This is a genomic window from Exiguobacterium sp. SH4S7 (genome assembly GCF_004336795.1).
Taxonomy (GTDB): Bacteria; Bacillota; Bacilli; order Exiguobacteriales; family Exiguobacteriaceae; genus Exiguobacterium; species Exiguobacterium aurantiacum_A.
Genome location: NZ_SJUT01000001.1, coordinates 76,339 through 92,716, shown reverse-complemented (window position 1 = coordinate 92,716; position 16,378 = coordinate 76,339). Strand labels below are relative to the sequence as shown.

Genomic DNA, 16,378 nt, shown 5'->3' with positions numbered 1-16,378 from the left:
TTGCTCTATTTAACCCTAAGGGAGGGTCAACGATTACTGAACGACTTTTACGTCGAACGATACTGGCGAAGAAAGGAGATCTCCGTTTGCAGCAGTTGTGATTTGTGGTACGACGATTGTAGCTGTACCCGAGAGGCGATCTTTTGCAAGTGTAAGTTCGCCAGTTTCTTTGTTGTACTCAAGACCAACCAAGTTTGTGACAACTGGTGAGATGTCAACGAAAACTCCGTTTGAAAGTTGTGTAAATCCTTTGTAATCAATTGTCTTACCGAACTGGTCTACGACCGTTACAGCAGGAGCGAATGTGAACTTGTTGTCTTTGATTTGACCGAAGAGAAGGTTATCGACTGTCAATTTACCAAAGTCAGAAGCGTCGATTGTGCGCATCGCTGTGTTGACTTGTGCTTTCGTCGCTACAGAGTCAGTGTTTGTGTAGTCCACTGAGATCGTGTCAACTTGAACACCATTCACGAGTGCTTTGATCGTTGCTTTACCTGAAGAAGCGAACTTCACAGCAGCGTCGCCTTTGAATTCAAGTACCCCATCAAGTTCATTGAAAGATTTTAAATCTTCAGCTGAAGAGTAAGTTACAACATAGTCAACTTTAGCGTTGTCGACAGTTGTGATGACGTTGCCATACTTGTCAAGTCCACGGACTTCGAATGACACGAAATTATCATTCGCAGCTGGTGCGACATCTACGTCAGCATCAAGTGACGTGTTCGCCGATGTGAGAACGAGGTCGTAAGCAGCGACTGTTGCGTCGAACTCAGATACTTTAACAGCAACCGACTTCGTGAATACAACTTTACCAGCGTTGTCTTTGAACGTGATCGTTACAGTAGCAGTACCGTTACGCTCGCCCTCAGCTACAACAGCACCGTTAGCGTCGAGTGATACTGTCGCTACGTTTGTGTTGCTTGATTTTACTTCAAGTGTACCAACTTTAGAAGTACCAACTTTAACGTCTCCACCAGCTTCGATGACTGCGTCGAATGCTTCTTTGTACTGGTCAATGAAGTCAATTCCAACTGTTTTCGGTGAATCACCAGCTACTACTTTGCCAGAATCAAAGCTGAGTGAAGTAGTAGTAAGTTTAGCGTCAGCAATCTTAGAGTCAGCTACAACTGAGAATTCTACGATACGCTCGAAGTCGCCGCTCACAATTTTAACTTTAGCTGTTCCAGTTGCATAAGCAGTGATGACACCGTCTTTAGATACTGTCGCGATTGCTGGTGTCAAGTTCGTGTACGTTGAGTTAGCTTTCGTGAGGATGTGGATATTTCCAGATACATCTTTCACGAACACATCCAAGAATTGGTCCTTCTCAGAGAGTTTGATTGTCGTGTCAAGTTTGCCTGCTTTCTTGGCTGTCTCGTATGCCGTTACTGCTTGAGCTTCTGTCAGGCTACCAGAATTAGAAATGTGAACGCCATCGAATGCTGCAATTTCTCGAGCACTAGATACAGTTACTTTGACAGCGCCTGTAGTTGCCAAGACTTTCGAACCGTCCATTGCTTTAACTTCAACGAAGAATGTGTTTTGAGCAGCATTGTCAGAGAATGTGAACTTCCCTGTAGTTGTGTTCAACACTGGCGAAGTAGCTGAAAGCGTAAGATCTTTGTTTGACAAGAGAACGCCGTTTTTGTCTTTGACAACGAGAGATTTGAAGATGTCATCGCCATCAAGGAAGTTTGTTTTTGTGAGTGTTACTGAAGCAGCAGCAGCAACTTCAAACTCGAAGTCTTTTTCGATCGCAGTCGTCACTTCACCAGATGGAACTGAGAAGTTGTTAACTGAGAGCGTGTACTCGCCACGGTCAACCAAGTCTGCGTTGAGTGTGAGAAGCAATTTAGTCTTGTCATCAGCGTCAACTTCTACTTTAGTAACGTAACGGCCGTTGTTGAGTTTGAAGTCAGAAGCTTCAACGCCTGAAACTTCTTTGTTGAGTTTCACTTCAAGTTGGTCAACTTTAACTGGCTTCACTGAGAATTCAGTAGCTTCAACTGTGAAAGCAGTTTCTGCAGTCATTACTTCACCAGACTTGATGACGAATGAGTGAGTTCCTGCAGGAAGAGCTGGAGTCTTAGCAGTCAACTTACCATCCTTGATTGTTGCAGCCACTGGGATTGCTTTAGAAGCGTCTTTGAATGGGTAGATGAGAACATCTGCCTTCGTATCTTCTTTAGCGTTTTCAACGTCAGCAGTTACAGAAAGAACTTCTTTCGCTTGATCGACTGAAGAAGCAACGTTTGAGAATGCAACTTCGCTTGCGACAACTGTGTAAGTCAAGAACGAAGTGATGCGGTTCCCGTTGTGGTTGTAAGAGATGAGGACTTTTTGTGCGCCTGCATCTTTCGTGTTGTAAGTTGAGCTCATTGTGAAACGCTCAGGAGCTTGTGTGTAAACTTTACCGTCGCGGTACATGACGCGAATCGATGGTTTCGTAAGTTCAGAACCAGCTTTTACTTCTCCAAGGTCTTGATCGAAGATGTAAAGTGGGTAGTTACGAGCGTAAAGTTTCTTGATGTAAGTCTTGCCATCAGAACCTTGGCCTTTAACTGTTTGCCACTTGTTGATTGCTGTTACGAGGTATTTGCCCCATTTGATTTCTACACCTTTAGGCGTGTTAAGCGCGAGCGCTTCTTTGAACTTGCCACCGAGTACGACCTCTGCTTTAAGTTCTACTGTTGAAGTTGAAGCTTCTGCTGCCATTACCGGAGTAAGAGCTGCTGCCGTCACAGCAAGTGCTGCTGACGCTTTGACTAGCTTGAATGATTTCTTTGCCATCTTGTGTAAATCCTCCCTTTGGTATGTTGCGATTTTGCGCTACCAGCTTGCAAGCTACGCTCCCCCCACTAAACGATTCCATATGTATACGCCATTCGTTCGAACGACTTATGCAACCTGATCCTTTAGGTCTTGAGTTTCACTTAAACTGATAGGTATTTTTCAAGATGTGAATCTTGAACAATTTACCAAGTATGAACTTGGAAAACCTTACATCCATAATATACATAACGCTTCCAATCAGCACAAGCGTTTTTTTTCGCAAAAATGGGAATGATTTTGAATTTTGGAGTTTGTGAGATAATTTAATATCACATTACCCACTTTTCGAAATGTCGAAAACCGTCGAAAAACGCCGATATAACGCCATTTCGACATTTTTCGATATGATTAATCCTTTAAATGTATTTAATTTTACTTTTATTACCTTCTCATATAATTACCATGTCTAATTTTAGATTGTATCAAAATAAGGAATAATTTAACCCTTATTTTTACATTGACCAAACTTTTAAAACTGATTCAATAAGACTAGTTTGAAATTTGGGGAATACATTTTGACTAGTCCGATTGCAAATTATACACAAAAAAAGCTACGAACCGGTTTGGTCCGTAGCTTATGAAAAACGTCTTTCTTCTATATTAGTAACCCGCGTATTGGAGCGATTGAACGAAGGCTCGTTTCTCGCCCCCGAGGAGCGCCCATTCGAATTCATACTCGTAGCCTTCGATGGTGATGACGATCCGGTTCTCTGGACGGACGTGCTGCTTGATGAACGCGATCATCTTCGCATCCGGAATGAACCAATACGTCTCGTCGACCGTTCCATCGTCGTACTCTATATAGTCGACATCGAACGGATCGATCGTATGGACGTACGATGCCGAACCGACACGGATCCGGAGCTTCTCGAATTCGAGCGGCTCACCGTCTTCCGCATAGTATTGCAAGAGGAAGCCCATGCTCGCTTTCGTCGGACGTTCGAAGAAGAACGGTGCGAACGTCTCGTTGTAACGAGTCGACCCATCAGCCGCGAACACTTCCTTATGAACGACGATACGATTTCCCTCTTCGTCACTGACACGGTGGAAGTTGTTGAAGAGCGCGTGTTGGACCGTGAGCGTCTCTGATGCGCTACGGTTGCCGGCACCGTCACGGACGACGAGCGACATCTTCTTGCCGAGCGGTTGTTTCGGGATCGGGAGAACGAACTTCCCTGTCGACATGACCGGGGCCGTGTACGCTTTCCCGTCGATCGTCACGATGACCGTCGCGAGCGGCTCTGCCGTTCCGGCAATCCCGTTCGAAAGCGTCGTGACCGCTTGCGTGAGGCGCGCCTTGCTCGGTGCGACCTTATCCGCTACGACCGTCGACTTGACGAGTTCGCTGATCGCACCGTTCGCCGTCTTCGCCTGCGCCGTCAAGACGGTACCGACTTTTTGAAGCGCGATGACACGGCGGTAGTTCCCGTTCGCGTCGAACGAGCCGTTGAACGTGCTGCCCCCGACCGTCACAGTGACGGCGAGTCCTGGTGTACCTTTCACTTCGATCGCACGAGCCGAGTTATCGACTGGGTTGATGACCGGTGCCGCCGGACGTGCCGCCGGGTCTTCCGCGACGATGACGCGTGTCACAGCGCTTGCGTTCCCGCTCGCATCGACTAAACGGACATCGATGACGCGGCCGACTGGTTGTGGGGACATCGTGAACACGGCTTCACCGTTCGTACGGATGACGCGCTCGTATGTTTTCCCAGCGACAAGGATTTCAGCTTTTGCACCGATCTCCCCTTGAATCGTGAGTGACGTCGACGTATGGAACGGTGCCGCCACGACCGGCGCAGCAGGTGCCGTCACGTCGGCGACAGTCGTCGTGTCTCCTTCAGCCGCGACGAACGTCGGTGTAAAGCCACCGACGACGAGTGTCCCGGCGAGGAAAAGCGCTAAGTATTTCGGTTGTTTCATTTTATGAATTCCTCCTAAATAATGTATCGAATTAGACAACAACTTTATTTTAATGGATTTTTTTAAAAATAGGTACATAATTTTCTATTTTAGGTGCACATTTTTTTCGATGCACAAAAAAACATCTCCATCGCTGGAGATGCCTGATCACGTCTCGTGAATCATCGTCGCTTGTCCGCCTTGCCAGAGCCACGTGTCCTGGTCTTTCACGTACAAGTGCAGTGCCCAGAATCGGCCCTCGTAAGCGTTCGTCCCAAGGATGAACCGCTCCTCGAGCAACAGTTGCACGACAGCGAGCTCACCTTTGATCGTCTCGTCGAACGTCACCGTCTCTTGGGCGATCCATTGGACGGCGGCCGGGTCGACGAACTGGTCTAAAAACGTCTCTTTATCGAACTGACGCCCGCTCGAGTCGACGTAGCGGAATTCATCGTGCATGATGCCCCGCATCGCGTCAAGGTCGCCCGCGGTTTGAAGCGAGGCCCGGTCGTCAGAAAGTTGTTTCATGTTGAGTGTTTCCATAGCTGTACCTTCCTTTCCGCGTCCATCATATCATAGATCAAGCTCAGAACGCCCCGAACGAATACCTCTTCATCATTCCGCTACCCCTTCTCCAAATCTAGCTTGCAGCTGTTGTCGCACGATGTCCGGCCGCATCTCGGCGAACTGACGCATCTCTGCGATTTCGGCTTCCCACGCTGTAACAGATGGGATATTTCCCCATCTCGCGATTTGTCTCGGCATCTCGGGGGCGATTACACCCGACATTTCGTCAAGCTTCACCACCATGTTTTCGGAAGTAAACGGTCCGTTGAGCAATTCCTCGAAGAGCCGGACGAAGCGCTCCTGACCTTCCGTACTCCTCATGAGCGATTGGAACAGTGCATGCTCAGGCTCTGGCCCTGTCAAATACGTGAACATGTCGTAGTTCACGCTCTCGTCGAGCGGAAGTCGCTGTGCGAACCCTTGGTCGAGGTCGAAGACGACCCAGCGCCAGCGCCCATCATGTCCGAGCGGTGTCTCATCCGCGAACTCGGTCGCCTTCCTCCAGACGACGTAGTTGTTGAACATGCTGTCAAGGTTGCCATAAAACGCCTGATAGGCGACGTACTCGAGGAAATTATTAACGTCCATTCGCCGCTCGAGCTCCTCAAATTTCGTGCGATCATTCAAATCGTTCGTCTCGGCGAAGCGGACCATCTCCCGGTAGTGGATGAGGTCGGCGTCTCGTCCCGCTTCGATAACAAAACCTTCTGGCATATCCCGATCGGCCTCGAGAATGACGAGTTCCGTCTCGTCGATATCGTATTTGATTTCAAAGTAGTCTGAGGAATATAGCTCCCGTAAATTGTGCAGTCCCCAATATTCACCGTTCACGAGCACGACAACCGGTTGGTAGTCTTGGAAGTCGAGCGAACGCTCATTGAGCAATTCCTGCATGAAGGCGTCCCTGAGCATCGCCCCTTGCCAGTCATTCCCCCCATTTCGGAGCAGAAGACGATTGAATTCGACCTCGTCGTTACCCGGGAAGAACGAGTGATAGAAGCGGCTCTGTCCGTACTCGCTCCGCGCGTAAAGTCGGAGGCTCTTTTGGGCGAGTCCACGCGAGAAGCCACCGTGAATTCGGATACCGATGTCTTGTCCGAAAACGTGCTCCCCGCCCTCGAAATAGTCGACGTGGGCTGGTCGCTCCCATTCTTGTCCCGTTTCGAAAAAGTTACCGCGACCAAACTCGAGCGGTCCGTCCGGCGCGTCACCTGGCGTATAAATACCGATTGCCGAATCGAACAAATTCGTCGCGTCAGTCGTGAGCGAGACGACAGGCAAGTTCGACGTGAACAAATCAAAGTCGAGTAGATACGTCTTTGTCGCACGTGCACTCTGTGCCCCATCTTTTACGCTGATGGCACGGATGGTGAGCGCTCGCTCGGAAGCCCCGCGCCCAAGTGTCGGCGGCACACGGTTCGTAGCCGTCCGGTTGTTCGACAGCACGGCGACGTCACGCGTCAGCACTTGATCGAGTGTAATTGGTCCGTTGTATCGAATCGACTCCGGTGTCGGGTCGCTTCCGTCGATCGTATAATAGATCGTACTCCCGGGTGTTGCCTCGAGTATGAGCTCGGTGCCAGGAGAAATTACGCCGCTGTCAACAGAGAACACCGGACGATCCGGCAACATCTCGAAGTCACGGTCGACGATTTGTTCCGCAATCGAATCGAGCGCGGCATAGTCATGCGTCGCGTTGCCCGTCACATAAAGCCGTTCCGTGATGGCTAATGCTTCAAGCGGTGACATGTCAGTGATGCGATTGTCGCGTAAGTTGACGTCGATGAGCGCAGCCATGTCGCGGAGTGGCTCGACCGAGGCGACAGCATTCCCGCGGATATTGAGATAAGTCACGTTCGGCGTCCGCTCCGGTAATACGTCGAGCGCATCGATGTCGTTATCCCGTACGTTCAACGTCGTCAGCGTGTCTGACTCCGGCAAGAACGCTAAATCGCTGACGTCGTTCCCTTCGAGGTCGAGTGACTCGAGCGTTTCCGGCAACTCAGGTATTTGTTTGAGCTGGTTAAAACTGAGGTCGAGCGTCTTTAAGTAACGGAGGTTCTCAAGCACTGTGACGTCGGTCAATTGGTTCCCCGACAAGTTGAGCGTCTCGAGCGACTGAAAATGCTCGAGGCCGGTCAAGTCGGTCAGGCCGTATCCTGACAAGTCGAGCTCGGTGACGCCACGCACTTTGTTTTGGTTGAACGAGCCCACCGGGATATTCAATTGTTCGGCGAGCGCTTGCTCGAACGCTGCGCCCGCGGTCGCTTGCTCCTCGGCAAGATAATACATCCCACCCCATGTCCCAGCGAGGAGCACGGCCAAAATCCCAACTTTTAAACCCTTCATATAATACAGGCCTCCTGATCTATAACTTCGTTTGCGTCTCGTGTGTTGTAACAGTATACTTGAATTCTAACACAGACCTTAACAAATAATTAACAATCCCCATAAAGGAGTGACACCGTGGCCCAAGAGATCTTCAAGCGATACGAAATCAAATATTTAATCACTTTCGCCAAATACCTCGAGCTGCGTGAGCTCATCATGCCGTACATGCATTACGACACGTACGGCAACCCGGAAGGTAAATACAATATCGTCAGTCTCTATTTCGACTCAAGCGACAAGGCGATCTATTACGAGACGCGCAACAAGCTCCCGTTCCGCCAAAAGCTACGGCTCCGTGTCTATGATCAGGCCGACCTCGGCAGTATGTCGTTCATCGAGGTAAAACAGAAATTCAAAAACGTCGTCAACAAGCGCCGGACGATTTTGCCGCTCCACGAAGCGTACGATATTTTGCGTGACCCGAACAAACCGATTGAGGCGGTCGCGGCGTCGAACCCGCAAATCTTAAAAGAGGCACTCCATTTTCAGCACTCATATAATTTATTGCCGCACACGGTCGTCAGTTACGACCGCCAAGCGTTCTCGGGCACGTTCGAGCATGACTTGCGTGTCACGTTCGACTATAACCTCATGTGCCGAAACGACGATCTTCGTATTGAGCACGGACCGGAAGGGCACCATTTCATCGACCCCGGTCTCGTCGTCCTCGAAGTGAAAGTGTCCGAGGTCGTGCCGTTCTGGCTCGCACGGCTTCTCTCCGACCTCGAGTGTAACAAGCAAAGCGTCTCGAAGTTCTGTACGAGTGTCGAACTGCTAGACAAAGAAAATTCAAGTGAAGGTAGGATTCTGTCATGACCGATATTTTTAACGAAGTCCGCCAGCTCGCCGACGTTACGTCCCGACTAACCGTGCTCGAGGCGGCGGCCGCCATTTTCCTCAGCTTCATCTTAACGCTCTGTATCGCCTACCTATATAAAAAGACGCATACAGGTGCCCGTTACTCGCAATCGTTCGTCCAGACGATCATCATTATGGGCGTCACCGTGTCGGTCGTCATGATCGTCATCGGCAACAACGTTGCTGTCGCCTTCGGTCTCGTCGGTGCGTTCTCGATTATCCGCTTCCGTAGCGCGATGAGCGACCCGAAAGACATCGCCTTCATCTTTTTCGGTATGGCGGCCGGTATCTCATGCGGGCTCGGCTTCTACATACTCGCAATCCTGTTCACCGTCAGCTTGTCGGTCATCATCATCGTGTTGTACATGTTCGACTTCGGTCGCGGCGGCTCGGACAAGAAGCGACTGTCGATCACGGTGCCTGAAAACTTGCACGACGAGACGGCGTTCGACGGTGTCTTGTCGGCCCACTATAAATACTACGCGCTTCGCTCGGTCGAGACGACGAACCTCGGCACGATGATCCAGCTCGTCTACATCGTCCAAAACAAGGACGGTGTCAAAGACAAGCAAGTGATCGATGAGCTCCGCAAGATGAACGGCAATTTGAAAGTGTCCGTCAATTATTTGAATACCGAAATCTTTTGACGCATACGAAAACCGGCCCTCTATGGAGAGCCGGTTTTCGTTCGTTCATTTGACGGTGACGGTCGTGATTTTACTGACTTTCTTCGTCACGTCTTCAACGTGGACAGACAAGCGCTCACCTTTTTTCAAGGCTCGCGTCTTCGCCACGTATGTGCCGTTCAATGCTATTTTCGACTTGCCGATGACACGTTTGTTCTGATCACGCACGACGACGGTCATCCCGGCTTGCGCTTTCCCGGTCACTTGTTTCGCGTTTGCACGAGGTGCTGTGACGCTCGGGGCACTCGGTCGAAGCCCTTTGGCGACGACGACACGTTCTCCCGTGAAGAGTGGCCCGTTCGTATACGTGACACGAAGTACCGTTCCCGCTTTTTGTGGGGCGAGCGACATCGTCAACTTGCCATTTTTGACCGTTCCCCAGCCGATCCGTTTCGTTTTATTATACACGTTGACGACCGTTCCCGATTTTGCGGAAACGTTGAAGACCGGCGCGTTATCAAATATGCGCTCCGGCTTCGGCGCGAGTTGAAGCATCGACTCGGCCCGGTAGACGTTCACTTTCCCGTAGCCGCTCACGACGTCATAATACGGGAGGAGCGGAGTATTCAAACCATCTAACACGTCTTGCATACCATCATATTCACGCGGGTCTTTCGGTGCGTCTCCACCCGTGAAGGCGAGCGGCTCCGACGAACGGCGTAAGATCGTCCGGACGCCTTCGACTGTCACACGCGGGTGTTGCGAGACGAGAAGTGCCACAGCGGATGCGACGTGTGGCGTCGCCATGCTCGTCCCGTCCATATAGACGACGTTACCGTCCGGAACAAGACTCGCAACTTTTGAACCTGGTGCGACGACATCGACGTTAATTCCGTAGTTCGAATAGTCCGTGACGAGACCGAACGTGTTCGTCGCGCCGACCGAAATCGTGTACTTCGAAGACGCCGGATACGAGACGCGCGACTGGCCGTCGTTCCCCGTTGCTGCAACGATAATGACACCGCGGTCATGCGCATACTTCAACATATAACCGATCGTGCGGCTTTCTGTTCCGCCGAGGCTCATATTGATGACTTTCGCTCCGGCGTCGACGGCATACTTGATACCGAGTGCGATTTGATCCGTCTCCCCATATCCGCCGGCATCAAGTACTTTCACCGGTAAGATGGACACGTTCGGGACAATCCCCCGCATCGACGTGCCGTTGTTTTGAGCGGCCGCGATGACACCGGCGACGTGCGTCCCGTGACCGTGGTCATCGATTGCGTCGCCTTCCCCGTTCGGGTCGACGAAGTTCTTCCCGTTTCGGACATCAACTTTCCCTTTCAAATCGAGAAGGCGGTGGTCGACACCGGTATCGAGAACGGCAACTTTGACGGTACGGGCTTTCAAGTTGAGCGTCTCGTACTTATCAAGGCTGATGCCCGCGTCCCCGAACGGTTTCAACACAGAGCGGCTGTTGACCGACCATTGATAGCTATAGCTCGGGTCCGCCATAAATGCAGAGTACGTCTCGATCGGCTCGATATAGTCGACGTTCGGGTCTGACTCGAGCACCGCTTGTGCCGACGCTTTCGTCTTCGCTGACGCCGTTTCGACATCGACGAGCGCGAAATGGTCACCCGGTGAACCGATGGCGAGACGTTCGGCCGAGACATCACGCATCGCGTTCATCTTGCCAATCGATTGGTTCGGTGACGACTTGTATTTGACGATATAACGCGGGGCGTCCGTCACGTTGACGGTGACGCCGATGCGGTCGAACACGTCCGTGAGCGGTGTTCCCGCAAGTTCATCCATCCCGGCAAGACCTGCGACAGACGCGATGTCCGCCTTCAATCCTTCCGGCACGCTTTGACTGACGAGGGCGTGCATCCGGTTGATGGCCGCTGACTCTTTCGACGACACTGTATGCTGTTTTCGCTCGACGAGAGCTGTCAAAAGCGGTTTGAGTGTCACCAGGTCGTTATACGCCGCCTGACGCTTCGTCTTGTCGAACGTGATCGCCTTGATGATGTAAGGCGAGGCACGGTAGTAGAGTGCCGCGAGTTCCCGCCCTTCTTCTGATTGGTTGAGCACGTCCGTCTGGACACGTCGAATCAGCTCGAGCATCGTCTTTTGATCACTTGCCGGCATTAAAATCGATTCGACGGCACACATATCGCCGCTTGCCTGTTCATATTTCACCGGCAATTTGACCGGGTTGTAGACGAGGTTGATCTCTGAAGCGAACTCCGACGGGTCCGGTTCGCTCGGCGGTTCTGTTCCGTCCTCACTCGGTTCTGTTCCGTCCTCACTCGGTTCTGTTCCGTCCTCACTCGGCTCTTCTCCTTCTTCAAGTGAGAAGATCTCCTCTTCCGGTGGATACATGTCCGGCGTCTCCATCGGCATGTACTCGACTTTGACGTAGTATGGTCCTTCCCATGCATATGGGAGATGGATTGTCGCTTTGCCGTCCTCTTTCGAGGCGCTCGCACGGTAAGGATAGAACGTATCGTCTTTCCCGGCCATATCGGCGCTCGGATAGACCGAGACGTTGGCGAGTTTCGTCGCCTCCATGACGATTTCCATATGGGTCATCTGGCTCGGAGCTCCTCGCTCCATCTTGAACCAGTATGTATTGACCGGGTCGACGCCCGTCGTGAACGTGACAGCCTCCCCGGCTTCCAGTAGTGTCGCTTGCTTCATTCCGGCCCCGGCATCAGCGTGGATGCGCGGCGGGACGAGCGAGACGATAAGTAGGACCGCGAGCAATGTCGCAACAGTCCGTTGCACCAATCGTTTCATTTGTTTTCCTCTTTTCCAAGTATTAGGTGAATCACCTTGGATATAGTATACGAGATCTGTTAGAAAATGTTTCAATCGTGTTACGAAAATATTTCGACAATGAAACACGTCAAAGATTGACATCATCACGTCATCCCGTTAAAGTAACGATAACATCATACGAACTCGCGATGAGAAAGAAGAGTAGCGCGAAGGGACGTCTCCAGAAAGCCGGTGGTCGATGCGAACCGGTGACGTGTCTTGCGTGAATGGGCTTTTGAGCGTTCAGACCGATACGTAGGCTCTGACGGGTCCTCCCGTTACCGAGGACAGCGAATGATCGTTCGCGATGAGTGGGGGGAACTCCCCCAACGAAGGTGGCACCACGGGTCTCCCGTCCTTCATGTCTATTTAGACATGTCGGGCGGGGGACTTTTTTATTTGGAGGAGGAGATTACATGGAACAACTGATCATCAACGGCGACGAACTGACCCCGGTGGCAATCTTCCACCGGTTGCAAGGAGAGCGGAAAGTACTGCTCGAGAGCCGGGCTGAAGGTAAGCACGGACGTTACTCGATCATCGCGGCGAACCCGGTCGAGACGATCCGTGTCGACGGCAACACCGTGACCGATGCAACGGGTACGATCCAAACGGACGACCCGCTCGCCGTCTTATCCACATTGATCGCACGTGACACGGAAGACGCGCCCTACCCGTTCATCGGCGGCGCCGTCGGGTATATCGGCTACGACCTGCTGCGGACGTATGAGCCGATCCCGAACACGCCGACCGAGACGCGCGACTTGCCGGACGCGTTGTTCCAACGCTATGAGACGGTCGTCTTATACGACCATCTCGAGGAGCGCGTCATCTTGATCGACACCGGCGACAGCGACGGAGCGGCCAGGCTCGAACAGTTGAAAGCCGAGCTCGAGACGGCGAAGACGCATGAACTCGCGCCGGTCGTCCGGACGAGCGAACAGATCTTGACCGACAAGGACACATTTATCGAGCGTGTCTTGAAAGCGAAAGAAGCGATCCTTGCCGGAGAGGTGTTCCAGCTCGTGTTGTCGCAACGGATTGACGCGACGTTCACCGGTGACCCGTTCCACTTCTACCGGACGCTGCGAAAACTTAATCCGAGCCCGTACTTATTCTACATCGACCTCGGCGAAGCGATCGTCCTCGGGGCGTCGCCTGAGAGTCTCGTCCGTGTCGAAGGGAACCGCGTCTCGACGAACCCGATCGCCGGTACGCGCCCGCGCGGCAAGACCGTCGAAGAAGACATGCGCCACGCTGCCGACTTGATTGAAGACGAGAAAGAGCTGGCCGAACATCGGATGCTACTTGACCTTGGCCGGAACGACATCGGCCGCGTCGCCAAAGTCGGAACGGTCACGATTCCGAAACAGATGGAAGTCGAGCGTTTCAAAAACGTCATGCATCTCGTCTCCGAAGTCGAAGGCGAACTACGTGACGACTTGAACCCGATCGACGCGCTACGGGCCTGTCTCCCGGCCGGCACCGTCTCCGGGGCACCGAAGATCCGGGCGATGCAGTTGATTGATGAGCTCGAGACGGTGAAACGTGAAGTATACGCCGGGGCCGTCGGCTATCTCGACGTCCGGGGCGGCTTCGACTTCGCCCTCGCCATTCGGACGATGGTCGTCCAAAATGATACGGCGTACGTCCAAGCCGGGGCCGGCATTGTCTTTGACTCGGATCCGGTATCGGAATATGAAGAGACGCTGCATAAAGCCAAATCCCTGTTGGAGGTGTTCGCATGATTTTACTGATCGATAACTACGACTCGTTCACATATAACGTCTATCAAGACGTCGCCCGGTTCAGCGATGTCTTGGTCGTCCGTAACGACGAGCTGACGGTCGATGAAATTCGTGACCTCAATCCGACTGGCATCATCATCTCACCTGGTCCAGGGGGTCCGCACGACGCCGGTGTCTCCCTCGACGTCGTCCGTGAATTGTCTGCCACCGTTCCGATTCTCGGGGTCTGTCTCGGTCATCAAGTCATCGCCGAGGCGTTCGGCGGCACGGTCGGCCGGGCCAAACAGGTCATGCACGGCAAGACGTCTGTGATCGAGACGACGACCGGTGCCTTGTTCGACGGAGAGCCGATGGACGTCATGCGGTACCACTCGCTCGTCGTCCAAGCGACGGAACTCAACGTGACGGCAACGACTGCGGACGGCGTCATCATGGCGCTCGAACATCCGACACATCCGACGTACGGCGTCCAGTTCCACCCCGAGTCGATCGGGACACCGGACGGACGTGACCTGTTCGAACGATTCGTCGCGATTTGTCATACAAAAAGACCGAGGAACGTATCCCCGGTCTAAGTACTGATTTTATCGATTCGCGAACACTTTGACTTCGTCCCCTTCTGACACGATAAACAATTTTCTTGGTTCGACTTCCGCCTTGAAGTCAAGATTGATTGCACGAGCCGCTGATTGATCGATAACCGCCATATGCTCGTTTGCGATCAGCTGGATTTGATTCCGTTCACGGCTCGCCAAGGCGAAGCGAACCTTGAATTCTTTCTCGTAGCTTTCAAGCCCTTGATGGAATGCATGACGCTTCGATTCGAACTCTTGGCTAATTGTGTTCACTTGTTTTGTGGCTTGATCAATCGCTGCTTCAGGATCACCCAACAGGCGCATCGCGTGAATTTCTCCTTGCAAGCTTAATAGGAACATATAGATGAGTTCTTCATACTCTTGGAACTCGCCGATGACTTCCTTCATCGTTTGGATTTTGTCAGCCTCTTTGAAAACAAAAGCACGTTTCTTCAGTTCATTCATTTTCCCGAGTGGGGAATCGATATGTTTGAGCAAGGCATAAATCGTATCGATGTCTGCTTTATAGTTGTTCTCAAGCTGGTGTGTGACCTTGCTGTCTACAGTATCTGTTTTCAAAAATACGTAGACGCGGTCTAAATAATTGAATGAACTCCGGGCTTGTCCGTGATACTCGTTCAATTTCATCGTGACTAACTTGTTTACAATCGTCTCAATCTTGTCGAGCGACTGTTTGATCTCTCTTAAGTGTTCTTGGGCGACAACCGTCGTCGCCAAGTCTAGCGCGATCCTCCGCACTTGAAGTGGATTCACTTTCTTCAAATTCGCTTGGGCTTTAATCGTATTTTTCCCGTCCACCACGATAGCTCGCCAATAACCGTCTTCTTTTGACTTCCTTAAAGAATAGACACCACTTTTCAAGGCGGCCTCTACTTCGGGTGCAAAGACGAGCTCATACGTAGGTTTTTTACCGAGTGATTGAATAGCTGCCGGGATGCCGACAGATTGCACGACATGTTTTAACAGTTGCGCCATATCCGCCCCGACCGTAATCTCTTCTTTATTAGACACGTCCTCTAAAACAACCGGCAAAACGGTTGCCGAGTGCTCTTGTTTGACCAATTCATGCGCTGCGCTAGACTGGATCACTTGATTGTCTTCTGAGTTGAGCGGAATTGATGTTTCAGTCGGTTTCTGACGCTTCTTCCAAATCAGGACAACGATTGCAACGAACAAAACACCAAGGAATATGTACAGGTATTCCATTTGAACTCCCCCCTTTATCGTTGTATCTAGTATAAAGGGAAATCAGTTTTTATGTGCAACACTATTTCGATTCCATAAGAAAGACCGAGGAACGCGTCCCCGGTCTTAGCCTCATCTTAAAAAGTCTTCAAGTTGGAAGTCATGTTTGTCGAGTACGATCTGTTCCGGCATGATGCCGCTTCGGCGCAACACGTCGATCGTCTGATGCAGGAAGTCGTCGCTACCGACGAGATAGAATAAGCCGTCTCGGTCCGTCGCGAGCGTCTCGACCGCTGTATAGTAGTCGACACGATTGGCGACGAACTCGGCCGTGAAACCGTCTCTTGATGCGAACACATCACGGAACAAGTAATCTGTCGACGAGTCGACGTTCAAGGAATGGAGATGTGGGATACCTTCCCCGTTCGCCAAATAGTCAAGTACGATCGGACGGAACGTCGCGAGCCCGACGCCAGCCGACAACAAGTACACATTCTTCCCCTCACGCTTCAATGGGACGTTCGAATGTGTCTTGAAGATGGCGACTTGTTCGCCAATCTCCATATCACGCAAGATCGACTTGAACTCGGAGCACTCTCGCTTGATCCGTGTCGTGATACCGATCGCGCCTTCACGCGGCAGCGTCGAGATCGACATGTGGCGAATCAAGCTCCGGTTCGGTTTGTCTTCTTTGTTGAACCCTTCTAACGCGAAGTGGGTATGCGCCCCCTCGTCCCACGTGAAGCCGTCCGGGAGCTCGAGTTGGAACGTGTATGTATCTGGCGCTTCCTGTACAACTCGTTGAATCGGTGTCCAGTAAATTTGCATCGTCGTAACTCCTTCC

At 51.7% G+C, this 16,378-nt stretch carries 11 protein-coding genes and 1 other annotated feature; of the genes, 4 read left to right on the top strand and 7 right to left on the bottom strand.

The window, feature by feature from the left end; translation table 11 throughout:
- Positions 1-33 precede the first annotated feature (33 nt).
- The 4 genes from EVJ29_RS00465 to EVJ29_RS00450 form a co-directional block, all read right to left on the bottom strand.
- On the bottom strand, positions 34-2,790 hold the full coding sequence (locus tag EVJ29_RS00465) for a hypothetical protein (RefSeq protein WP_131490097.1): 2,757 nt from the start codon (positions 2,788-2,790) through the stop codon (positions 34-36).
- A 642-nt stretch (positions 2,791-3,432) separates the two neighbouring features.
- Positions 3,433-4,755 carry an Ig-like domain-containing protein gene (locus EVJ29_RS00460; protein ID WP_131490098.1) on the bottom strand — a complete coding sequence of 441 codons (1,323 nt, stop codon included), beginning with the start codon at positions 4,753-4,755 and terminating at the stop codon, positions 3,433-3,435.
- A gap of 147 nt (positions 4,756-4,902) precedes the next feature.
- Positions 4,903-5,277 (bottom strand): nuclear transport factor 2 family protein, encoded by a 375-nt coding sequence (locus EVJ29_RS00455; RefSeq protein ID WP_070328521.1) that lies wholly within the window; start codon positions 5,275-5,277, stop codon positions 4,903-4,905.
- A 72-nt stretch (positions 5,278-5,349) separates the two neighbouring features.
- Positions 5,350-7,650, bottom strand: coding sequence for a CotH kinase family protein (locus EVJ29_RS00450; RefSeq protein WP_131504577.1), 2,301 nt, complete (start codon positions 7,648-7,650; stop codon positions 5,350-5,352).
- 117 nt (positions 7,651-7,767) lie between these two features.
- Here EVJ29_RS00450 and EVJ29_RS00445 point away from each other — a divergent pair, with 117 nt between their 5' ends.
- Entirely contained in the window at positions 7,768-8,508 is a 741-nt protein-coding gene (locus EVJ29_RS00445; RefSeq protein ID WP_131504576.1) for a polyphosphate polymerase domain-containing protein, read from the top strand.
- Entirely contained in the window at positions 8,505-9,197 is a 693-nt protein-coding gene (locus tag EVJ29_RS00440; RefSeq protein WP_070328518.1) for a DUF4956 domain-containing protein, read from the top strand. The genes EVJ29_RS00445 and EVJ29_RS00440 overlap by 4 nt, the downstream gene beginning before the upstream one ends.
- 45 nt (positions 9,198-9,242) lie before the next feature.
- Here EVJ29_RS00440 and EVJ29_RS00435 read toward each other — a convergent pair whose 3' ends face one another.
- Complete coding sequence (locus EVJ29_RS00435; protein ID WP_131504575.1) at positions 9,243-11,984, bottom strand: S8 family peptidase; 2,742 nt, start codon at positions 11,982-11,984, stop codon at positions 9,243-9,245.
- Positions 11,985-12,145: 161 nt separating this feature from the next.
- Positions 12,146-12,368: a binding site (T-box leader), on the top strand.
- 53 nt (positions 12,369-12,421) lie between these two features.
- On the opposite strand from EVJ29_RS00435, the gene trpE reads away from it, so the two are divergent.
- On the top strand, positions 12,422-13,753 hold the full coding sequence (gene trpE, locus EVJ29_RS00430) for an anthranilate synthase component I (protein ID WP_131504574.1): 1,332 nt from the start codon (positions 12,422-12,424) through the stop codon (positions 13,751-13,753).
- Complete coding sequence (locus tag EVJ29_RS00425) at positions 13,750-14,328, top strand: anthranilate synthase component II (RefSeq protein WP_131504573.1); 579 nt, start codon at positions 13,750-13,752, stop codon at positions 14,326-14,328. The genes trpE and EVJ29_RS00425 overlap by 4 nt, the downstream gene beginning before the upstream one ends.
- A gap of 9 nt (positions 14,329-14,337) precedes the next feature.
- On the opposite strand, the gene EVJ29_RS00420 is transcribed toward EVJ29_RS00425, so the two are convergent.
- Positions 14,338-15,555 carry a hypothetical protein gene (locus tag EVJ29_RS00420; RefSeq protein WP_131504572.1) on the bottom strand — a complete coding sequence of 406 codons (1,218 nt, stop codon included), beginning with the start codon at positions 15,553-15,555 and terminating at the stop codon, positions 14,338-14,340.
- Positions 15,556-15,666: 111 nt separating this feature from the next.
- Positions 15,667-16,362, bottom strand: coding sequence for a dihydropteridine reductase (locus tag EVJ29_RS00415; RefSeq protein WP_131504571.1), 696 nt, complete (start codon positions 16,360-16,362; stop codon positions 15,667-15,669).
- Between the last annotated feature and the right edge of the window lie 16 nt (positions 16,363-16,378).